At 39.7% G+C, this 22,544-nt stretch carries 19 protein-coding genes, 6 tRNA genes and 1 rRNA gene; 24 read left to right on the top strand and 2 right to left on the bottom strand.

Annotated features, from left to right (window positions below; genetic code table 11):
• The 19 genes from BM146_RS11130 to BM146_RS20170 form a co-directional block, all read left to right on the top strand.
• Positions 1–327, top strand: a 23S ribosomal RNA gene (locus BM146_RS11130); the annotation flags it as partial.
• A gap of 67 nt (positions 328–394) precedes the next feature.
• A tRNA-Asp gene (locus BM146_RS11125) sits at positions 395–468 on the top strand.
• A gap of 34 nt (positions 469–502) precedes the next feature.
• A tRNA-Val gene (locus BM146_RS11120) sits at positions 503–575 on the top strand.
• Between the two features lie 29 nt (positions 576–604).
• Positions 605–677: transfer RNA gene (locus BM146_RS11115), tRNA-Thr, on the top strand.
• A gap of 4 nt (positions 678–681) precedes the next feature.
• Positions 682–763 (top strand) — tRNA-Tyr (locus BM146_RS11110).
• A 37-nt stretch (positions 764–800) separates the two neighbouring features.
• Positions 801–874, top strand: a tRNA-Met gene (locus BM146_RS11105).
• Positions 875–880: 6 nt separating this feature from the next.
• A tRNA-Phe gene (locus BM146_RS11100) sits at positions 881–953 on the top strand.
• 145 nt (positions 954–1,098) lie between these two features.
• Positions 1,099–1,692 carry an HD domain-containing protein gene (locus BM146_RS11095; protein WP_330391822.1) on the top strand — a complete coding sequence of 198 codons (594 nt, stop codon included), beginning with the start codon at positions 1,099–1,101 and terminating at the stop codon, positions 1,690–1,692.
• Positions 1,685–3,205 carry an aminotransferase class I/II-fold pyridoxal phosphate-dependent enzyme gene (locus BM146_RS11090; protein WP_074888688.1) on the top strand — a complete coding sequence of 507 codons (1,521 nt, stop codon included), beginning with the start codon at positions 1,685–1,687 and terminating at the stop codon, positions 3,203–3,205. The genes BM146_RS11095 and BM146_RS11090 overlap by 8 nt, the downstream gene beginning before the upstream one ends.
• Positions 3,187–4,596, top strand: coding sequence for a pyruvate kinase (gene pyk / locus BM146_RS11085; RefSeq protein ID WP_074888687.1), 1,410 nt, complete (start codon positions 3,187–3,189; stop codon positions 4,594–4,596). The genes BM146_RS11090 and pyk overlap by 19 nt, the downstream gene beginning before the upstream one ends.
• Positions 4,597–4,604: 8 nt before the next feature.
• Positions 4,605–5,198: a nucleoside/nucleotide kinase family protein gene (locus tag BM146_RS11080; RefSeq protein WP_074888684.1), complete on the top strand. Its 594-nt coding sequence runs from the start codon at positions 4,605–4,607 to the stop codon at positions 5,196–5,198.
• 43 nt (positions 5,199–5,241) lie between these two features.
• A complete protein-coding gene (locus BM146_RS11075) occupies positions 5,242–5,682 on the top strand; it encodes a YaaR family protein (protein ID WP_074888681.1) in 441 nt (146 codons plus the stop codon).
• Positions 5,683–5,692: 10 nt separating this feature from the next.
• Positions 5,693–6,739, top strand: a complete 1,047-nt coding sequence (locus tag BM146_RS11070) for a DNA polymerase III subunit (RefSeq protein WP_074888678.1) — start codon at positions 5,693–5,695, stop codon at positions 6,737–6,739.
• Entirely contained in the window at positions 6,736–7,671 is a 936-nt protein-coding gene (locus BM146_RS11065; protein ID WP_074888675.1) for a PSP1 domain-containing protein, read from the top strand. Before BM146_RS11070 ends, BM146_RS11065 begins: the two co-directional genes overlap by 4 nt.
• A gap of 82 nt (positions 7,672–7,753) precedes the next feature.
• A complete protein-coding gene (locus tag BM146_RS11060; protein WP_420314840.1) occupies positions 7,754–8,398 on the top strand; it encodes a tRNA1(Val) (adenine(37)-N6)-methyltransferase in 645 nt (214 codons plus the stop codon).
• Positions 8,399–8,473: 75 nt separating this feature from the next.
• A complete protein-coding gene (gene rsmI, locus BM146_RS11055) occupies positions 8,474–9,319 on the top strand; it encodes a 16S rRNA (cytidine(1402)-2'-O)-methyltransferase (protein WP_074888672.1) in 846 nt (281 codons plus the stop codon).
• Positions 9,320–9,389: 70 nt separating this feature from the next.
• The gene (locus BM146_RS11050) at positions 9,390–10,700 is read left to right on the top strand and encodes a glycoside hydrolase family 27 protein (RefSeq protein WP_074888669.1); all 1,311 of its coding nucleotides are present in this window, start codon (positions 9,390–9,392) and stop codon (positions 10,698–10,700) included.
• Between the two features lie 167 nt (positions 10,701–10,867).
• A complete protein-coding gene (gene pckA, locus BM146_RS11045) occupies positions 10,868–12,481 on the top strand; it encodes a phosphoenolpyruvate carboxykinase (ATP) (RefSeq protein ID WP_074888666.1) in 1,614 nt (537 codons plus the stop codon).
• Positions 12,482–12,637: 156 nt separating this feature from the next.
• On the top strand, positions 12,638–12,763 hold the full coding sequence (locus BM146_RS20170; protein ID WP_278308506.1) for a hypothetical protein: 126 nt from the start codon (positions 12,638–12,640) through the stop codon (positions 12,761–12,763).
• A gap of 103 nt (positions 12,764–12,866) precedes the next feature.
• On the opposite strand, the gene BM146_RS11040 is transcribed toward BM146_RS20170, so the two are convergent.
• Positions 12,867–13,064: a YlcI/YnfO family protein gene (locus BM146_RS11040; RefSeq protein ID WP_074888662.1), complete on the bottom strand. Its 198-nt coding sequence runs from the start codon at positions 13,062–13,064 to the stop codon at positions 12,867–12,869.
• A gap of 170 nt (positions 13,065–13,234) precedes the next feature.
• Here BM146_RS11040 and BM146_RS20025 point away from each other — a divergent pair, with 170 nt between their 5' ends.
• The 3 genes from BM146_RS20025 (at position 13,235) to BM146_RS11020 (ending at position 16,437) form a co-directional block, all read left to right on the top strand.
• On the top strand, positions 13,235–14,515 hold the full coding sequence (locus BM146_RS20025) for an OB-fold protein (protein WP_083413503.1): 1,281 nt from the start codon (positions 13,235–13,237) through the stop codon (positions 14,513–14,515).
• 683 nt (positions 14,516–15,198) lie between these two features.
• Entirely contained in the window at positions 15,199–15,948 is a 750-nt protein-coding gene (locus BM146_RS11025) for a hypothetical protein (protein WP_207649917.1), read from the top strand.
• A gap of 96 nt (positions 15,949–16,044) precedes the next feature.
• Positions 16,045–16,437 (top strand): pyridoxamine 5'-phosphate oxidase family protein, encoded by a 393-nt coding sequence (locus tag BM146_RS11020; protein WP_074888654.1) that lies wholly within the window; start codon positions 16,045–16,047, stop codon positions 16,435–16,437.
• Between the two features lie 207 nt (positions 16,438–16,644).
• Here BM146_RS11020 and BM146_RS11015 read toward each other — a convergent pair whose 3' ends face one another.
• A complete protein-coding gene (locus BM146_RS11015) occupies positions 16,645–18,012 on the bottom strand; it encodes an MFS transporter (protein ID WP_074888651.1) in 1,368 nt (455 codons plus the stop codon).
• A 176-nt stretch (positions 18,013–18,188) separates the two neighbouring features.
• Here BM146_RS11015 and BM146_RS11010 point away from each other — a divergent pair, with 176 nt between their 5' ends.
• Positions 18,189–21,410 (top strand): alpha-mannosidase, encoded by a 3,222-nt coding sequence (locus BM146_RS11010; RefSeq protein WP_074888648.1) that lies wholly within the window; start codon positions 18,189–18,191, stop codon positions 21,408–21,410.
• A gap of 122 nt (positions 21,411–21,532) precedes the next feature.
• A complete protein-coding gene (locus tag BM146_RS11005) occupies positions 21,533–22,534 on the top strand; it encodes a hypothetical protein (RefSeq protein WP_074888645.1) in 1,002 nt (333 codons plus the stop codon).
• Positions 22,535–22,544 lie beyond the last annotated feature (10 nt).

Below are 22,544 nucleotides of genomic sequence, written 5' to 3'. Positions count from 1 at the left end.
CGAGCTGGGTTCAGAACGTCGTGAGACAGTTCGGTCCCTATCCGGCGCGGGCGTAGGATATCTGAGAGGAGCTGTCCTTAGTACGAGAGGACCGGGATGGACGGACCGCTGGTGTATCAGCTGCATCGCCAGATGCATAAGGCTGGGTAGCCACGTCCGGAAGGGATAAACGCTGAAGGCATCTAAGCGTGAAGCCCCCCTCAAGATGAGATATCCCTTACGCAAGTAAGTAAGACCCCTTGAAGAGTACGAGGTTAGATAGGCACAAGGTGTAAGCATGGTGACGTGTTGAGCTGATGTGTACTAATAGGTCGAGGGCTTATCCAAGAAGGTAAGTATAGAAAATGGATTGAGAGATCAGTGTTCGGTTTTGAAGGTACAATACTTCAAAGATGGCCCGGTGGCTCAGCTGGTTAGAGCGCCGCCCTGTCACGGCGGAGGTCAGGGGTTCGAACCCCCTCCGGGTCGCTTAATTTCATAAAGTTTTTGGTTTACTTTGAACGGGATCTTAGCTCAGCTGGGAGAGCATCTGCCTTACAAGCAGAGGGTCACAGGTTCGAGCCCTGTAGGTCCCATTTTTCAAGATAACACAATTCGTGTGTAAGCCGATGTGGCTCAATTGGCAGAGCAGCTGATTTGTAATCAGCAGGTTAACGGTTCGAGTCCGCTCATCGGCTTTATGGATGGCTTCCCGAGTGGCCAAAGGGGACAGACTGTAAATCTGCTGCAAATTGCTTCGGTGGTTCGAATCCACCGCCATCCATTTTTTATTAAAATAAGCGTTAAGCTTTACATAATGACGCGGGGTGGAGCAGTCTGGAAGCTCGTCGGGCTCATAACCCGAAGGTCATAGGTTCAAATCCTGTCCCCGCTACTATATGCCTAGATAGCTCAGTTGGTAGAGCAGAGGACTGAAAATCCTCGTGTCGTTGGTTCGATTCCGACTCTAGGCATTTTTTTTATTAATCATTGAACTCAGTAGACTGGAATTGTTTACTGAGTTTTTTTATGATTTTTATACTTTTAACTGATAATTATGGTAATATAAAACAAGTTAATGTATGTAGTATCGATTTTTAAATGAACGGTATGAGGTATATGAAGAGATTATCAGCTGAAGATAAAAGAGTAATTAAGGAAGTTCTGGACATAAAAGGATATGATCCGGATACTTTTGATCCTGAAATATTAAATGAGCTTGAAAGTAATGAAGACTATAGAGCAATCCTCAGAGAATATGGGGGAGAAGTTCTTTCTTCTGATCAGTTTGCTAAATTAAAGGAATTCATCCAGCATGGAAATGTAACAGTCTACGAACACTGTATTCATGTTGCTTTATGTGCTATTAAGCTCAATAGAAAGCTGTCAATGAATGGGCGTGAGAGGGAGCTTGTAAGAGGCGCACTTCTTCATGACTATTTTCTATATGATTGGCATATTGCAGATGCACCTGGAAACATTCATCCTAAGCTACACGGATTCTATCATCCGGGAATTGCATTGAAAAATGCCACAAGAGATTTTGCACTTACTGAGAGAGAAAAAGATATAATATCAAAGCATATGTGGCCACTTACAATTAATCCACCAAGGTGCAGAGAGGCATGGATTGTTTGCCTGGCAGATAAATATGCTTCAACATTAGAAACGCTTAAGCTACGGAAGGGAAAAATTAGAGTTAACTATGCCTGAGCTTTACCAGGAACTGATAAATCTGGCAGAGAGTGATATGTATCCACTGCATATGCCAGGTCATAAGAGAAATGAGCTAAGCACCCCGATGAAGGGTGCTTTTCGTTGTGATATAACGGAAATTGACGGATATGATAATCTTCATGATGAATCAGGAATCATACTAGAGGCCGAAGAGAGGGCTAATAAGCTATATGGAGCAGATAAAACGTTTTTTTTGGTAAATGGTAGTACAAGTGGTGTTTTATCAGCTGTATCAGCGGCAGTTTCTAAAAATGGTACAATTCTTGCCGCCAGAGGAAGTCACAAATCATTTTATCATGCTGCATATCTTAGAAATCTAAATGTAAAATATCTTCCATATAAACAAATAGAGGGCCTGAATATTCCGGATTGTGTTTCTGCTGATGACATTGAGCAGAATATAGAAGATGATGTGGAGGCTGTTTTTATTACTTCACCTACATATGAAGGAATATGCTCTGATATAAAAAAAATTGCTGAAATATGCCATAAAAGAGGCATTCCATTAATCGTGGATGCTGCTCATGGAGCACATTTTGGATTTGGTGAGAAGCTAATAAAAAAGTCAGATTACAGCAAAGTAAGCAGTATAGATATTCAAGATAACAAAAGCATAGAGAGTTCTGCGATTGATGCGGTTAATAAATTATATAAAGAACCATCGATCATAGAATATGTATCAGTTCCGGAAAATGCAGTCAGTCAGGGAGCAGATATCGTTATCCACAGTGTGCATAAAACTTTGCCATCAATGACGCAAACAGCTTTAATTCATATATCTGGTAATCTAATTGATAGAGCAAGACTAAAGAGATTTTTAAGAATATATCAGTCCAGTAGTCCATCTTATGTGCTTATGTCATCAATAGATCTGTGTATAAAAGAAATGGAAGAAAACGGTAACAGTTACATAGAGAAGCTCTTAAAATATCGGAATAGGATTCAAAGAGAAACTTCAGATTGTAAGGTTTTGAAAGTAATTGGCAAAAATGTAATAGATGATCCCTCAAAAGTAATAGTTTCTGTCCAAGATAGCACAATGACAGGAGAGCAGTTATATGATATACTTCGTGAGGAGTATGGACTTCAGTTGGAAATGGCTGGAGAAAATACTGTTTTGGCAATTATTACAGGTTGGGATAAAGAGGAAGGAATAAGCCGCTTTATTAACGCTTTAACAGAAATAGATAAAGGTCTTTCTGTTGTCGAAAATACTCAAGTTTCCCCAAAAATCTCTTTTCTACCTCCTAAAAAAATGAATATATGCGATGCATGGGATGCAGAGAGTGAGTATGTTCCATTTATCGATGCCGAAAGCAGGATTGCAGCAGAGTTTGTTAATTTATATCCGCCTGGAATACCTATAATTGTACCGGGTGAAGTTTATACTAAAGAAATAATTGATAATGTTAAGTCCTATATAAATCAGGGACTTAACGTTCAGGGAATAGAAAAAAAGGAAGGTTTTTTATGCGTAAGACAAAAATAATTTGTACAATTGGACCAGCAAGTGAGAGTGAAGACAAGCTTCGCGAGATAATGCTTGCAGGAATGAATGTTGCCCGTTTTAACTTTTCACACGGATCTCATGAGGAACATAAGAGAAAATATGACAGAATAAAGAAACTCAGAGACGAGCTTGGATTACCTATCGCAGTTATGCTTGATACAAAGGGTCCTGAGATTAGATTGAAGGATTTTGAAAAAGGTAAGGTAGAACTGACAGCTGGTCAGAAGTTTACTCTTACATCCCGTGATATTATGGGAACTGAGTCTGAAGTTGCAATTACCTACAAAGAGCTTACTAATGACTGCCACAAGGGAATGACTATCCTTATCGATGATGGTCTTATTGAGCTTAGAGTAGAGGAAGTTACAGAGACAGATATTGTCTGCACAGTTGTAAATGGTGGACCTGTTTCAGATAAAAAGGGTGTAAACGTACCAGGCGCTGAGCTTACAATGCCTTATCTTAGCGAGCAGGACAGAGGCGATATCGAATTTGGTTGCGAGCAGGGCTTTGATTTTGTTGCAGCTTCTTTTGTAAGAACTGCAGATGACGTACTTGCTATTCGTGAGGTATTAAAGGCTAAAAACAGCCCAATGAAGATCATTGCAAAGATCGAGAGCACACAGGGTATCAAGAATCTTGAGTCTATTCTTGATACAGCTGATGGAATCATGGTTGCCCGTGGAGATATGGGTGTTGAGGTTCCATTTGAAGATGTTCCTGTAATTCAGAAGGATATGATCAAGCTTGCTGAATCTAAGGGTAAATATGTTATCACAGCTACACAGATGCTCGATTCAATGATCCATCATCCACGTCCAACACGTGCTGAGGTTACTGACGTAGCTAACGCTATTTACGATGGAACAACAGCAATCATGCTTTCAGGAGAGACAGCATCAGGTGATTATCCTGTAGAGGCTGTTAAGACAATGGCCAGAATCGCAGAGCGTACAGAAGCAGATATTGATTACGTTGGAAGACTTCGTAAAAGAGATTACGCTCCTTCAGATGTTACAAATGCCATTTCTCATGCAACATGTAACATTGCAGCAGAGGTAAATGCGGATGCTATCCTTACAGTAACAATGTCCGGATTTACAGCAGGAATGGTTTCAAGATATAAACCAAATTGCCAGATTATTGCATGCACAATCAATCCTACAGTTTGCAGACAGGCAAATCTTATGTGGGGTGTAACACCACTTCATATCAGACAGGAAGATACTGCTGACGAGCTCTTTAAAGAGGCAATTAATTCTGCTAAGGCAGCAGGATATTTAAAGGCAGGAGATAAGGTTGTTCTTACAGCAGGTGTACCACTTGGAATCCCTGGAAGAACAAACATGATTCGTGTAGAGGAGCTTTAATTAAGCTGATGGGAAAGATATTTCTTTTAATGGGAAAGAGCACTTCGGGTAAGGATACAATTTACAAAGAACTGATCAAAAACGAGAAGCTTGGTCTTGAAAAAGTTGTTCCTTACACCACAAGACCCATGAGAGATGGTGAGGAAGATGGTGTTCAGTACTTTTTTAAAAAAGAAAATGAATATCTTGATTTAAGATCACAGGGTAAGATCATCGAAGAGAGAACTTATTATACAAATTATGGTGAATGGAGATATTTCACTGTAGATGATGGACAGATAAATCTTAAGAATGGTAACTACCTTGTGATTGGAACGTTGGAGTCTTATTGTTACATAAGAGACTATTTTGGAAAAGACAATGTGGAGCCTCTGCTTATTGATGTGGAAGCAAAGCTTCGTCTAACAAGAGCAATGGCGCGCGAAGATAAGCAGGAGCATCCAAAATATGATGAGATGTGCAGGCGTTTTCTTGCAGATGAAGAGGATTTTAGCGAGGATAAGATAAAGGCTGCAGGAATCACAAAAAGATTTACCAACAATGCCCAAATAGAGTTATGTATAGATGAAATAACAGGATACATTGCTCAAAAAATAGGATAAAATATTATTGTAACTATGACTGCTTCATCAGCGGGGGCAAAGTATGGATATTAGAGTAAATAATATTCAGCAATCAAATTTGGTTCAGGCGCAGGAACAGGTTCAGGAGGCTTCAGGCGATTTTAAATTTGTCTTGACCAGTAAGCTTGAAGATGCAAATCTGGCAGAGCGCCTAAATCTTATGCTGCAAGATATTGTCCAGCAGGGACAAAAGATTGGAAAGCGCAATGATATCAAAGATATGCAGCGCTACCGCTTGCTGATAAAGGATTTTTTAAATGAGGTAGTTACAAGATCTCATACTTTTTCCAGGGAAAACTTTCTTGATAGAAAAGGCAGACACCGTGTCTATGGAATAATTAGACAGGTTGATGATGAACTGGATGAACTGGCCAGAGAACTTGTTAAAGATGAAAAAGACAATATTGGTATCCTTGCCAAAATAGGGCAGATAGAGGGGCTTTTGTTGGATATATTTACCTGAGGGAGTTAAGATGGCGGATTTTTCCGATATTATAGATCAAGTTCAGATGAAAGAGCATATGCAGAATGCGCTCTTAACAGATAAAGTATCTCATGCGTATATAATATCCGGAGAAAGCGGTTCAGGAAAAGAGTTTATAGCAAGAGTTTTTGCCAAGGCTCTGTTATGTGAGCATAGATATGAAAATAATGGGATGATTGAAAGCTGCAACGAGTGCCCGTCTTGTAAAAAAGCACTTAGCGGTAATCATCCTGATATAATTATTCTCACCCATGAGAAACCCGGAAGTATCGGTGTTGATGATATAAGGTACGGGATCAGGGATGATGTGGTTATAAGACCGTATGAGAGTAATCGAAAGATATATATAATTCCAGAAGGCGAGAAGATGACACCGGCGGCCCAGAATGCGCTTCTTAAAACGCTTGAGGAGCCCCCGTCATACATAGTTATTATCATTCTTACTAATAACTTAAATGCCTTTCTTCCCACAATAATAAGTAGATGCATAGTGTTGCCAATGAAGCCTGCAAAGGATGATTCCATCAAGAAATATCTTATGGAAAACTGTCATGTTGTTGATTATAAGGCTATGTTGTGCGCTTCTTTTGCCAGAGGCAATGTAGGAAAAGCTTTAGACCTTGCATCAAATGAAAAATTTGATAATTTGAAAAATGGAACTATTGAGATTGTCTCAAAGCTAAAGACTTTGGAAATCCACGATATGATGGACAGAGTTCATGAGATACTGGCTCCTGACGAGGGAAGTGAAAAGACAAGTAAAAAAGGCATAGATATAGCAGCTCTTGAGGACTTTATGGATGTTCTTATTTTTTTATTCAGGGATATGCTTGTCTTTAAGGCCACAGAAAACGAGGATCACTTGATTTTCTCTGATAAGATATCGTATATTAGAAGTGTTACGGAAAAGTGTTCGTATACACAGATTGATCAGATGATTCATGATTTGGAAAAAGCCAAAAACAGGATCAATTCAAATGTTAATATAGATTTGGCATTGGAGCTGATGCTCCTTGCTGTTAAGGAGAATTTATGACAAGAGTAATCGGCGTCAGATTTAGAACGGCCGGAAAGATATATTTCTTTTCACCAGGAAAATATGTGATAAAAAAGGGTGACCATGTAATTGTAGAAACTGCACGTGGCGTGGAGTATGGAACAGTTGTTGGTGAGCCAAGAGAAGTGGAAGATGACGAGGTGATAAAGCCTCTAAAGCCTGTACTTAGAACAGCCAGCACCAAGGATGATGAGCAGGAGAAGGCAAACCGAGAAAAAGAAAAAGAGGCATTCAGAGTTTGTCTTGAAAAGATTAAAAAACACAATCTTGATATGAAGCTCATTGATGCTGAATATACTTTTGATAATAATAAGATTTTGTTTTACTTTACTGCAGATGGACGAATTGATTTTAGAGAATTGGTAAAAGATCTTGCTGCTGTTTTCAAGACCAGAATTGAGCTTAGACAGATAGGGGTAAGAGATGAGACTAAGATAATCGGTGGATATGGTATTTGTGGAAGACCACTTTGTTGCCATTCATATTTGTCTGATTTTGTGCCTGTTTCAATTAAGATGGCTAAGGAACAGAGCTTATCACTGAATCCTACTAAAATATCAGGTGTATGCGGAAGGCTTATGTGCTGCTTAAAGAATGAAGAGGATGTGTACGAAGAGCTTAACAGGAAAATGCCTGGAATCGGTGATTTCTGTAAGGCAAAGGATGGACTTGAAGGTGAAGTTTCAAGTGTAAATATCCTCAGGCAAACTATCAAGATTCTTGTGAATGTAGATGATGAGAAGGAAGTTCATGAGTATAAACTTGATGATATTGAGTCAATAAAAAAGAAACCAAAGAAAAAGAATCAGAACAATAAAAAGAATTCTCAGGAAGACGAGGAAATGAAAGAACTCGAGAAACTTGAGAAGATTGAAAAACAGGAAGGAAAGTCAAAACTTGGGGACAATTGATTTAAAGCCCGGAGAAAGACTGGACGATCTGCAGCGAAATGGTTATAGAATCATTCAGGATCCGGACAAATTCTGCTTTGGAATGGATGCAGTTCTTTTGTCTGGGTTTGCGTCAGCGCCTGATGGAGGAAGAGTCCTTGATCTTGGAACCGGAACAGGAATTATTCCAATACTTATGGCAGCCAAGACCGGTGCAAAAGAGCTTGTGGGACTTGAGATACAGTCTGAAAGCGCTGAAATGGCAAATCGCAGTGTGATTCTTAATGACCTGGAAGAAAAAGTTAAGATAGTCGAGGGAGACATTAAGGAGGCAGGCGAGTTATTCGGAGCTGCCTCTTTTGACGTTGTTACGAGTAATCCGCCTTACATGATCGGTGGGCATGGACTCCAAAACCCTGATGGGCCAAAGGCGATAGCAAGGCACGAGGTTCTATGTGATCTTGAGGATGTTGTAAAGGCAGCAGCCAGATGTCTTAAGCCCGGAGGAAAGTTTTACATGGTTCACAGGCCTTTCAGGCTGACAGAGATAATGGTGGTAATGAACAGTTATAAGCTTGAACCTAAAAGGATGAGGCTTGTTTATCCATTTATAGACAAAGAGCCAAGCATGGTTCTGATAGAGGGCGCACGTGGTGGAAAATCCAGGATCACAGTTGAGCCGCCGCTTATTATATATGAATCGCAACACAAATATACAAAAGAGATTTATGATATTTACGGATTCTGATAAGAGGTATGGCAGTAGTATAACAGGGCGATTATATACAGAACGTTAATTGAACAATAATAGACAGGTATTAAAATGCAGGGAAAGTTATATTTATGTGCAACACCGATAGGCAATCTGGATGACATGACATTCAGAGTTTTAGAGACGCTAAAAAGCGTTGACCTTATTGCTGCGGAGGACACAAGAAACAGCATAAAATTGCTTAATCATTTCGATATACATACAGAAATGACGAGCTATCATGAATATAATAAATTCGATAAGGCGAAATGGCTTATCGAGAAAATGCTTGCCGGGACAAATGTTGCGCTGATAACAGATGCGGGAACTCCGGCAATATCAGATCCCGGAGAGGTTTTGGTTGCAGAATGCCATAAGGCAGGTATTACAGTAACTTCGCTTCCGGGGCCGGCAGCTTGCATTACAGCCCTCACGCTTTCCGGGCTTAGCACCAGAAGATTTTGTTTTGAGGGATTTTTGCCCTCTTCTGATGATAAGAAATCCAGAAAAAGAATTCTTGAAGATTTGCAGGACGAGTCCAGGACCATGATAGTCTATGAGGCGCCTCATCATTTGAGGGCTGCATTAAATGACCTTTATGAGACGCTCGGAAACAGGAAAATCTCAATTTGCAGGGAGTTAACCAAGAAATTTGAAGAAGTTACACCGACTACAATAGAAGAGGCAATTTCTTTTTATGAAAAAAATGAGCCAAGAGGCGAATATGTTCTGGTTATTGAGGGCAGAAGCCTAAAGGAACAAGATGAAGAAAAGCGTCTCTCATGGCAGGAAATGAGCATAGAAGATCACATGAAGTATTATGAGGATATGGGTGTTCCTCATAAGGACGCGATGAAGAAGGTAGCAGCTGACAGGGGTGTCGGCAAAAGGGATATTTATCAGGCTTTATTGAAGTAAGATATAAGAAGCAATTATTCAGAGCCAAGACTCGGAATAGTTACATATAATGTCAGTATCAGGAGGGTATATGGGAGAGAAACATTATGTAGCTAAAAGGCCACCTATGGGGTGGAATAGTTGGGATTGTTACGGTGCCAGCGTAAATGAAGAGCAGCTTTTAGGTAATGCCAGATACATGGCTGAGCATCTTAAGGATTACGGATGGGAGTATGTTATCTGTGATATTCAGTGGTACGAACCCACAGCAGATTCTCATTGGTATCACAAATTTACTGAACTTGAAATGGATGAATACTCTAGGCTTGTTCCTGCTGTGAATAGATTTCCATCAGCTAAGGATGGAAAAGGATTTAAGCCGATTGCAGATCAGATCCATGATATGGGACTTAAGTTTGGAATACACATAATGAGAGGTATTCCAAGGCAGGCTGTTCACAGAAACACAAAGCTTATGGGAACAACCGCAACAGCAAGAGATATAGCTCATGCTTCAAGTGTTTGTATGTGGAATACTGATATGTATGGCGTTGATGCCAAGGCTGATGGCGCACAGGAGTATTATGATTCTATTTTCAAAATGTATGCGGAATGGGGCATTGATTATGTAAAGGTCGATGATATAGCAAGAGTAGACTATGCTCCTGAAGCTCCGGGTGCAGCATTTTCTGAAATTGAACTTATTAAAAATGCTATAAGTAAATGCGGTAGGGATATAGTTCTTAGCCTTTCTCCGGGACCTGCTAAGGTTGAGCAGAAAGATTTTCTTTTAGCAAATGCCAATATGTGGCGCATGACAGATGATTTCTGGGACAAATGGGAACACCTCTATGGAATGTTCGAAAGATGCTACGCATGGCAGGGCGTAGGCTGCAAGGACCATTGGCCGGATTGTGATATGCTTCCACTAGGGCATGTATGTGTCTGCAGTCAGGAAGGTTCAGAAAAAGGGCATTATACTCATTTTTCTCATGATGAACAAAAGATTCTTATGACCCTTTGGTGTATGTTCAGGTCTCCACTTATGTTTGGCGGAGAGCTTAGAGATAATGATGACTTTACCAATAGTCTTCTTACCAATGAGAGAATCATGAACATGCACAAAAATGGTAGAAAAGCAAGACAGATCTTGAGAAAGGATGATTTTGTCATTTGGAGAAGTGTGACTAAAGATGGCAAATTGTATCTGGCTCTTTTCAACATCAGCGAAGAAGAGAAAAAGGTTAAACTGAAGTTCAAGGATATAGGACTTTCAGCCAGAAAGAAATATCAGGCTGTTGAAATGTGGACTAATGTGGCAAAAGAACTGTCAAATGGCGAGAAGTACAAGCTTAAACCACATACCGTTATCTGCTACGAAATTGACAATTATTTACAGTAATTTAATAGATATTTTGGCTTAAAAATCTTGTTAAAACTTTGACTTTGTAGTATAAAAGAAGTATCGGGCGCATTTTTCCGATATTTATAATGTGTAACTACGGATTATCAGATTATTCAATCAATTTATCCGTAAAAACAATTTTTATAAGAAAAGAGGATAGCAAAATGGCAAACATCGATTTAAGCCAGTATGGCATCACAGGAGTAAAAGAAGTCGTTTACAATCCATCATACGAGCAGCTTTTTGCTGATGAAACAGATCCTAGCCTTGAGGGTTTTGACAAGGGTCAGGAAACAGAGCTTGGCGCTGTAAACGTAATGACAGGTATTTATACAGGCCGTTCTCCAAAAGATAAGTTCATCGTTGAAGATGAGAAGTCTAAAGACACAGTATGGTGGACATCTGAGGAATATCCTAACGATAACCACAAAGCATCTCAGGAAGCTTGGGACGCTTGCAAAAAGCTTGCTGTTGAAGAGCTTTCAAACAAGAAGCTTTATGTAGTAGATGGTTTCTGCGGAGCTAATGAAGGAACACGTCTTGCTGTTCGTTTCATCATGGAAGTAGCTTGGCAGGCACACTTTGTAAAGAATATGTTCATCCGTCCTACAGAAGAAGAGCAGGCAAACTTCAAGCCTGATTTCGTTGTTTACAACGCTTCTAAGGCTAAGGTTGAGAACTATAAAGAACTCGGACTTAACTCTGAGACAGCAGTTCTTTTCAACGTAACAAGCAAGGAGCAGGTTATCCTTAACACTTGGTACGGCGGAGAGATGAAGAAGGGTCTGTTCTCAATGCAGAACTACTTCCTTCCACTTCAGGGCATCGCTTCTATGCACTGCTCAGCTAACACAGATATGGAAGGTAAGCACACAGCTATCTTCTTTGGTCTTTCAGGAACAGGTAAGACAACACTTTCAACAGATCCTAAGAGACTCCTTATCGGTGATGACGAGCACGGCTGGGATGATAACGGTGTATTCAACCTTGAAGGTGGTTGCTATGCTAAGGTTATCGGTCTTGATAAAGAGTCTGAGCCTGATATCTACAACGCAATCAAGAGAAATGCTCTTCTTGAGAACGTAACAGTAGATGCTAACGGCAAGATCGATTTTGATGATAAGAGCGTTACAGAGAATACTCGTGTATCATATCCTATCGACTTCATCGATAAGATCGCTCAGAAGGTAAATAAGGTTTCAGCTGGTCCTGATGCTGATAACGTAATCTTCCTTTCAGCAGATGCTTTCGGAGTACTTCCTCCAGTATCAATCCTTACACCTGAGCAGACACAGTACTACTTCCTTTCAGGCTTCACAGCTAAGCTTGCTGGAACAGAGAGAGGAATCACAGAGCCTACACCTACATTCTCAGCTTGCTTCGGACAGGCATTCCTTGAGCTTCATCCTACAAAGTACGCTCAGGAACTTGTTAAGAAGATGCAGAAGAGCGGAGCTAAGGCTTACCTTGTAAACACAGGTTGGAACGGAACAGGCAAGAGAATTTCTATTAAGGATACTCGTGGAATCATCGATGCAATCCTTAACGGTGACGTTCTTAAGGCTGAGACAAAGAAGATTCCTTACTTCGATTTCGAAGTACCTACATCTCTTCCAGGAGTTGATCCAGCTATCCTTGATCCTAGAGATACATATGCTAACGCTTCTGAGTGGGAAGAGAAGGCAAAGGATCTTGCTGCAAGATTCCAGAAGAACTTCGTTAAGTACACAGGCAACGATGCTGGTAAGGCACTTGTATCAGCTGGTCCTCAGCTTTGATAATAATTGGCGTATAAAAGCCGAATATAGAAATTGTTAATTTAATCCATCAGGGTTTGCAGGCGCAGACTCTGATGGATTTATATGTTGCGGAAAAAGAATTGGCGTTATTGATTTAACAAACTTGAAGATTATAGCGGAAGTGGCAGTACAGTTATGGTAACTTTGGAAAACGGTCAGACTGCACAAAGAACCGGTGTAAGTCCAAGTGGCTGGTCAAGGGTTGAATATAATGGACAGATACTTTATTGCGTAAGTAGTTACCTTAAAATTGCAGAGTGAAATAATCTTGAAAATAATTATTAAAAGTACATAGCTTTTTTATGTAACCAATTGTGCATGAGAAGAGAATAAAAAAACTGTAAGAGTGATATGATAAACGCTTTTACAGTTCTTTTTTATTTGAATCCTCTTTATTCATGTTATCCAAAGCATATTCACAAGCTTGTATCACAAAGCCGGAAAATGAAACTTGTCCACCAGCTGTGGTTATAGCATCTTCAATCCGATTTATGAGTTCAACAGGAAACCGAATCGATTTATTCTCTGTATCTATTTTGTCATGTTTTAATTGAAATGACATAAAGCACCTCCGTAAAACAATCGTAACATTATTGACTGAAGATATCTGCATTTCATTAGTGATACAATGCGCAACGCAAACGTGCTATAATATCATCAACCATATTAAATCCATTAAATTCAATTAAGTAAAAAACGTGACAACTTTATACTTATTAACAGGAGGGAAAAATGTCATTAACAAAATGTCCAGAGTGTGGAAATGAAGTATCTGATAAGGCTGTAGCTTGCCCAAAGTGTGGTTGTCCATTGCATAGTGCATTTGACGCAACAACTACTCAGAATGTAAATAATGTAAAACAAACAGAATGCCAAAATGCTAGTGGTAATGCACCATCAAATAGTTATCGCGCTGTTCAACCACAGCCAAATTCAACTCAGAATAATAAATCTTCTCAAAAACCACCGCTTTCTGAAAGAACCTGGTTTTTAGTTGTTATGTGTCTATGTTTTCCACCTATAGGCGTGGCACTTTTATGGATAAAGAAACGCCCCAAAAATATGGTATTAAGAGTTATAATCACAGTGTATTTAGGTATTGTAACGATTTATACATTCATCAATATAAATGATGAATCAAGTGACTCACAGAAATCGGAACAGGCATCTTATATTGAAGAGGCTGCTAACATAAGCACCATTGAAGCAGAATCTAAAGCTAAAATTGATGATGTTAATTCTATTGAGGATGCATCTGATAGTGGATCAACCCAGAAAACTGATAAAGCATATGAAATAATTGAAAAACCATCTGAAGATGTAATTCTTACTTTAAGTCGTAGAGCATTACATAATGAAATGAATGACTTGGAGGATAAGTGGGTTAGAACAGCGGGAGAAATCACTGCCATAAATACTAACGAAGACAATAATACATTTATAAACATGAAGGGTAAATCGGATTTAAAGATGATACATTTCTATCTTATGTATGATCAAGATACTAGTAATTTGGAGGAAGGGAGCTATATAACAATAGTTGGGAGAGTAGCTGGTAAAATCATAGGGCAAGCAATTGTAGAGAATTGTTACATAGAGAGTATTGGAGATGTAGCAAAAGAATTGGACGAAAGTTTGATTGCTAATGATGGTATTTCAGGAGGAGATTCATTTTTTGGAACATCAGAGATTAATAAGGATGAAGCTATTTTGGTTACAGCTACAGAAGTATATAAAGAACTTAGCGATAATCAAGTTGCGTGTAAAAACAAGTATGACGGAAAAGTTGTAGCGTTAACAGGAAAAATAGATGATATAGGTACAAATATCTACGGGCAGGAATACGTTTCATTTGATACTGGCGATAAGTATTCTTTGACCGGAGTACAATGCTTTTTTAAAGACGATCAAATGGATTATGTGGCATCCTTAAAAAAGGGTGATACGATAACCATTTATGGAATAGCATCTATCGGTTCCATGACATTCAAAGTTAGTGATTGTCGACCATAAATAATGGCATAATAAAGTCAAATAATAAGTGCGTAGGCTTGATGTGAGCGTACGCACTTATTTGTTAAAAAATCTATAATAACAACTATTTCCCATGTAACTATAATCTATCTTCCAATACTGTTATATCTCCCAATCATTATTTTATCCCAGAGTTTTCTCAATCATAATAGTGATGTCTGATTGCCATATGAAGCAAATCGCTCGGTGAAGCGGGCGTTGAAGGTGCATGCATAGCCATCCATAATGCTTTAAAGAAACAAATCTTTTTTGGCCTTTGAGGAGTATCTTTTTTGGATGGATGATCTTACCGTTATTATCTCTATAGACAATTCCATGTAGTAGACGAGTACTCATTGCGGTGACCAGCAATGAGGCCAAAGTCAAAAATGAGAAGGTTACTGTGTAATCAGGCACACTTATGAGCAGAGCATTAAAGAAGATGGCAGAGAGAAAAAGCAAAAAAGCAACGATAAAAACGTATGATGGTCGAAATTCTCTGGACATTCTAATCCAAGGCGCTGAGTAATCATTTACCTTCTTATGTGAAAAGCAAAAGATAGTCACAAAAAATTCCACGTAACAAAGATAAAACGTTGTGTATATGCAAATAGTATCACATGGTGGCACAAATTGACAAAGTAAATAAGAATTACTAGTATTAAATTATTCGATATTTGACTTTGATAGAACTCAGAGGTATTCATGGTATGGGAATAATAGAGGATTATGCACCAATAATATATATGGACAAAAAAGAGCCAATTAAGATAAAGAAGGTTGGCTATGAAATATATACTGAGAATGGGACAAAGAGTAAGTCGTTTAACAGGAGTTTTGACTTTGAAAATTATAGGGGAGCGGTCAAGGTAATTGAGTATGCGTATTACCTTGATTATGATATTCAGCATTTATATGATTTAGAGCATATTTGGATATATATTGATGAGTATGACAACATCGTAGGAGCTGAAGGGAGTTACCACGGAAGATTTTTGAATGCCCTGGTTCCTGAGCTTACTTCGTTCAATAAAAAGGATGCGCTGGGTGAAGAGTTTTTTGTAAAGAGAGGCAATAGCGCTGAGATAGTTTATCCAAAGGGCAGCAAGCTGATAATGTACTCCCAGCCGGGGAAACATGCGATGCTCTGCAGTCCAAAGGTGATGTATCTATACACTGAACTTTTTGAGAGTTGTGGTAGGCTTGCGGGGATTCATGGACTGGATGCGCCGGAAAGATACCTTGAGGATATTCATATCACTGATGATGAAAATGAGAAGGTTGTTAAGTATATAAGAGAGAATTTTGCATTTGAACCGTCAATGGAATTTGAGGAAGTTTCAATTCCTGAAACAGACTACATGCCCTGGGATGAGCTAGCAGAGCAGATTCCAGTATTTATCAAGGACCAGTTAAAAACAATATTGGACTAATGGTAAAAATAAGGTGTTGCCTTCCAAGATTGCGTGCAATATAATTATATAAAACACAACCATGATTGCTACATTTTTATAAAGGAGATGAAAAAGATGGAGAGAGTTGTACAGTTTCTTAAAGACGCAGGAACATATTATCTTGCTACAGTAGATGGTGATCAGCCAAGAGTAAGACCTTTTGGAACAGCTCACATTTTTGAAGGCAAGCTCTATATTCAGACAGGAAAAGTAAAGGATGTGTCAAAGCAGATCCATGCTAATCCTAAGGTTGAGATTTGTGCTTTCAAAGGCGGAGAATGGCTTCGTGTAGCAGGTGAGCTTGTAGAGGATGACAGAGTAGAAGCTCGTCAGTCTATGCTTGATGCTTATCCATCACTTCAGAACATGTACAAAGCAGATGATGGAAACACAGAAGTATTCTATTTCAAGAATGCAACTGCAACATTCAGCTCATTCACTAGCGAGCCTGAAGTTGTTAAGTTCTAAAGTAATTCCTCATAACATGAAAAAGCTGCCCAGTGCTTTACTGAGCAGCTTTTTTATAACATAGCTTCCTATGTTATAAAAAATCGCTCCGCTAAGGATGCGCACTCGCGCGATTGGAAGATGTTGCATAAATGCAACCGCGCTCGGCGCGAGAATGTCGCAAGCGACATTCTTTTTTAGTTAGATATGCTTTCAATTCACATCTGATCAGATCTCATCGCTTCCTTTAAGTTCTTTTATCTTTCCAAGAATCTGTTTTTCATTAAAAGTAAAGAAGATGCAGGCTCCGATAAAGCAGCAGATAAATGCAACAAGTGCTGTTAAACGGTAGCTCTGTTTGGTCTGTGAAACAGTAACGGATGTGAAGATTACCATTGCAAGCGCCTGTCCCATCTTGAAAGCAAAAGTTCTTGCGGCAAAGAACATACCGCTTCTGTCTTCCCCTGTTTCAAGTCTTGTAAGTTCAGCAACATCGGCAACACAGGCTTGAGGAAGAATTCCGAGGATAGCCATAGGGACAGCTGCTGTTACAGCGATGATGAATCCCCAGTGAAGACCTTTTCCGCATAATACTGTGATAGCAAATACGCAGCAGTATGCGAAAAATCCGATGATGATAAGTGTCTTTTTACCAATCTTCTTGGCAAGAAGGTTTACCAGAGGATAGAGCATAACACTTATGGCTGTCATAGTAGCAGTTAAAACAAAGGTCCAGGTATCCTCAATCTCCATAAGCTTGGTCTCGTAGAAGGCAAGACCTGTCTGGAAAAGAGTCAGCGCAAAGAAATAGATAACGTCACTGTAAACAAAGTGGCGGAACTGAACATTTGAAAAAGTCTTGGCAAGGGACTTAAATGGCTTGGTATCGCTTGGTGTGCTGTCGATATAGTCTTTTTCATTAATATAAAATGCAGGGATGAGCATTGCGATACATGCAATTGCAGACATGATAGCAACTGACAGGCGGATAGCACCCTTTTGTCCGGCTATCCCTGTAAGCGCTCCTGCAAGGTTTGGAAGCAGGAATGAAATACTCTGACCAACGATAAAAGTAAATGAAATATAAGTTGAAACGTTGATCCTGTGCTGCTGTGTATCACCGAGCTCTGCAATAAGAGCGTTGTATGGAGTGCAGAACATAGTCATGAAGAGGTAAAAGACCATGAGCAGAACAAAAAGGATAACGTCGTTAGCAGCAATTACTGATGTCTGAGGAAGCGCAAAAAGTCCAATTGTGCAAAGTGAAAATGGAATTGCCATTGTGCGTAAAAATGGGATTCGACGGCCTTTTTTGTTGGAGCATCTGTCGGACCATCCTGCAATCAGAGGATCTGTTATGGCGTCAAATATTCTTCCCGCAGCAAGAACAAGACCAAATAATGTTAATTTAAAAAGAATCGGTTCCTGAGTAATGCCTGATGCAAAGAGCCCGGTGTTTGGATTCTGAGCATCGGGACTTCCGGTGTAGTAATACACCATCCAGTTGGATACGACGCCGGATAAAAGACTCCATCCAAACTGCCCCAATGCAAAGATCCACAAAAGTTTGTTAGTAATAGGTTTTAGCTGTTTCATGATGTAAGCGTCCTTTCGAAGTTTATGAAACTATTATAACGCAAACTGGTTTCCTTCTATATCACTATTTTTTGTAATATTCAGAATAAAAAAATTTTGATAATTACAACTTCAAAAACCAGGTTATTAATGCCAAAATGTTTACTATATAAAATGATTGGGGAAATGTGCAAAAAATGATAAATGCAAGGGATTACAACAAAATAAAAGATGCACTTGAACAGCTGGAAAAACAGCTTTTTTCAGATGTTATGTCAGTATCAGAGGTAATGACCGAAGATGGGATACGGATAAAAGAAGTTCCTTATGGCAGCAGGGAAACTGTTTTAGAGGATGTTTCCGGGTGGGACAAATTTGAGCATGGGGCGTCCTGGGGAGAGCCGGACAAGCATTACTGTTTTCATGTGGCAGTGGAAATACCTGAGATTTATAGAGGTAAAGAGGTTCTGTTCTTTCTATCCACAGGGGCTGAAGACATCTGGAACACAAACAATCCTCAGATGCTGGTGTACATAAATGGCAAAAGACGTTGTGGAATGGATATGAACCACAACAGCATTACTATCTTTGATAAAGAAGACTGGGATTGTGGAAAAGATAGGACTGTGGATATCAGGATATATGCCTATTCAAATCTTGATAAAAATGAGAACTATCTGAAGATGACAATTGCGGCTAGAAATGAGGCTGTTCAGAAGCTTTATTTTGACCTGAAAGTCCCATTTGAAGCCATGCAGGCCATGCTTGGGATTCCTTCCTCAAAGCGCGAATCCGTGCTTGATACAACCGCAGGAGCCTTTGAAGAGCAGAATAAAAATGTGGAAATCTCAGATGAGATTCTCGATGAGTTATCCACAAAGATATCCACGTATGTGCAAAACTCCGTGAAAATCATACTTGATGGACTATCCACAGCGTGTGGATTAATAGACGTGGAAAACGTGGATAATAAAAATCCACTTACCAACAATTGTGGAAAACTCGCAGAAGCCTCAGATTTCCTAAGGAAAAACCTATATGGCAAAGATTATCTGCCGGTTACAGTGGCAAGTGTGGGACATACACACATCGATGTTGCCTGGAAGTGGAGAACTCGTCAGACAAGAGAAAAGGTCATTCGCAGCTACTCAACTGTTATGGAACTTATGAAAAAGTATCCGGAATATCTTTTCATGGCCAGTACTCCACAGATGTATGAGTTTGTGAAGGAAGAAGAGCCAGAGCTCTTTGAGGAAATAAAAGAGAAAGTAAAAGAAGGCCGCTTTGAACCCGAGGGTGCAATGTGGCTTGAGGCAGACTGCAACCTGACTTCAGGTGAGTCTCTGGTTAGGCAGATCCTCTATGGAAAAGAGTATTTTGAAGAGGAGTTTGGCGTAGACAGCAAAGTTTTATGGCTCCCTGATGTGTTTGGCTATAGTGCAGCTCTTCCGCAAATCCTTAAAAAGAGCGGAATAAAGGCCTTTATGACCACAAAGGTTGCCTGGAATGATACCAACAGGATGCCGCATGATCTTTTCAACTGGGAAGGCATCGACGGCAGTGTGATCCCGACCTATATAATCACAACCTGCGATTATGACAAGGCTGTGGAAGCAGGGCAGGATGACAGAATCCTTAACTATACCTACAACGGAAGGCAGAATGCATCTCAGGTAATGGGAGCATGGGAGGCCTTCAGGGAAAAAGAATTAACGGATGAGGTCCTTGACTGCTATGGCTACGGAGATGGTGGCGGTGGTCCAACCTGGGAAATGCTTGAGATGAATAGAAGGCTCGAGCTTGGTATCCCCGGAGTTCCAAGGACCAGGCAGGAATCAGTTGGCCGGTTCTTTGAGAACCTTTTGAGTGAAGTTCTGGGAAAAGATATCCCTACCTGGAGGGATGAGCTTTATCTTGAATACCACAGAGGAACCTACACATCTATAGGTAAGAACAAAAAGAACAACAGAAAATCAGAGTATCTTTTAGCAGAAGCTGAGCTTTTGGCTGTGTGCGCGTATCTGCAGGGACAGAAAGCATATCCGGGAAAAGAGATTAAGGAGATCTGGAAGAAGATTATGCTAAATCAGTTCCATGATATTTTACCGGGTTCCTCAATTGAGGAAGTTTATCAGGATTCTGATGTGGACTACGCAGACATAAAGAGAAGAGCAGAAATAATCATAGATGAAGCTACAAAAGAATTTGATCTGTCAAAACTTGTCTGCCATGTGGATAAAGCTGAAGGTAGTGACAATACTTGTGGCGAGGAAAAAGCTGTAAGTAATGACATTACTTGTGAAGATAAAGATGGAAAGATTTTTATAAATTCAAGATTTTATTCAGTAGTAGTGGACAGCAATGGTGAATTAGAAAGTCTTTTTGATAAAAAATGTGGAAAAGAACTGCGTGATAAAAACCAAAGTCCTTTGAACAGACTGATTGCCTTTGAAGATAAGCCTAAAGAGTACGACTGCTGGAATATCGATGCAGATTTTGAGAATGTTTCCTGGGATGTTACTGATCTAAGCGAGTTGTCAGTGAGCAGTGTTGATAACTCGGGAAAAATTGTAATTAGTATAAAGAGGCCATTCAGAAACTCTGAAATTCAGCAGAATATCCATTTCTATGCAGATTCGAAGCGCATAGATTTTGAGACAAAAATAGATTGGCATGAGCATCAGACTCTTTTGAAGGCAGCATTTCCTGTTGATGTGGATTCAGAACAGATCACATGCGAGACCCAGTATGGTAATTTGAAACGAAACCTCAAGAGAGAAAACAGCTGGGATAGGGCAAAGTTTGAGTGTTGTGCTCATAAATGGATGGATATTTCTGATAAAGATGGCTCTTTTGGCGTCGCTGTACTTAATGACTGCAAGTACGGCTATGATGCGAAAGAAAAACTTATGAGACTCACACTTATTAAGTCAGGAATATTCCCGAACCCTAACGCTGATCAAGGACTTCATGAGTTTACCTATTCTCTTTTCCCTCATGAGGGTGATTACAGAGAGGGCAGAGTAATAGAGGAGGCCAGAAAGCTAAATGAGAACAGTCACTTCTATATTCCTGAGAGTAAGAGCTCTTTAAGCGGTCAGCCTTCTGACATAGTGGCAGCTGCTCTGAAGGGCGTAATTGACATCGAAGATAGAGGCGTATTCGTTGAAGCTGTTAAGATGGCTGAGAACTCAAAGGACATAGTTATCCGTGTTTATGAGGGGTATGGTAGAAGGCATGCAATTTCTGCAAAGTTGTTTACTGCCTTTGATATCAAGCCAAAGACAGTGAGCGAGAGCGACCTTCTTGAAAGAAAAATTGAAATGACAGAAGACTTCAGCTACGATGCCCAGAAAAAACTTTTATCATTTGAGATTGAACCTTTTGAAATTAAGACTTTTGTCTTATCGGTATCTTGACCCTTTTTGGTCCCTTGTGGACGAGGTTAGTGGGCCATTTTATTCTCTGTTATTATTTGAATTGATATTCTTTGGGATTACCTAAGGATTTAAAAGATAGATAAAATTATGAGGAGGATGTTATGAAAAGAAATCAGAAAATGGCGGGAATCGCTATAGCAGCGGTTGCTGCTGCAATGGTAATGACTGGATGTGGAGCCAAAGAAACAGAAAATGCTACATGGAATTCAATTGAAAATCCAACAGAAAGTAAGGCGGAGAACACCACAGGAAAAACAACGGAAACTGCATCAGAAAGCACAGCGGAGAATGTAACAGAAAATGGAGCAGGAAGTGCAGTAGAAAATACGGATGGGCAGACATATGCCGAAGTAGAAAATGGAACTGCCAAAGTGAAATATACTGGAAAAGGCGATGTTCTGGGATATTTGGAGCTGTCACAGGTACTTACAGTTGGTGAAAGCTATACCATTAGCGAAATATGTGATGCTTTAAAACAGATTGAAGATTTTCAGCAGGATGCTGAAATCACATATTCAAAGGTGGACTGCGGCAGTGACGGAGAAGAAGAACTACTTGTTGAGGCCCAGCTTGGCGCCGGATTTGGCCTTGATATGATAATCAAAAAAATAAACGATGAATATGTTATCTGTTACGACCAGAGTACTACGGAGAGATCATACGTAACAGTTAATGCAGATGGAACAATTGAGAGTGGTGGAGCCTCAGCTGCCAATATTCATGATGTGGATTATGCTTATGTAGATGCAAGCGGAGAGTACAAATTCTTTTATGGGGTATCAGAAACACTTTCCCTATTGGAAACCTATGATATTTATAAGGGTGATTCGGTAACAAAAATTTCCACACAAGGAATAGATGCCGAGCACATGGCTGTTCTCGAGTATTATTTTGAACAGAACTATGAGGAAAGAAATAGTTTCTATTCATTTTATACCTTTGATGATAGCTATAATGTAGTAGAGACTGATGAAGGAAAAGCGAATATAGCTGAACTGGGAGTCAGATTCAAGGACGAGGGATTTTTAATATATGATTCGGACGGAATAAATGCGGTTCTTAACGAAAGAGCTCAGGAAATCGGATATCCCGGCAGTTTCTAAATAGGGTAAT

It is taken from the genome of Butyrivibrio proteoclasticus (assembly GCF_900115735.1).
Classification (GTDB): Bacteria; Bacillota; Clostridia; order Lachnospirales; family Lachnospiraceae; genus Butyrivibrio; species Butyrivibrio proteoclasticus_B.
Note: the sequence above shows the minus strand (reverse complement) of the source record. Positions and strands in the feature narration are given on the sequence as shown.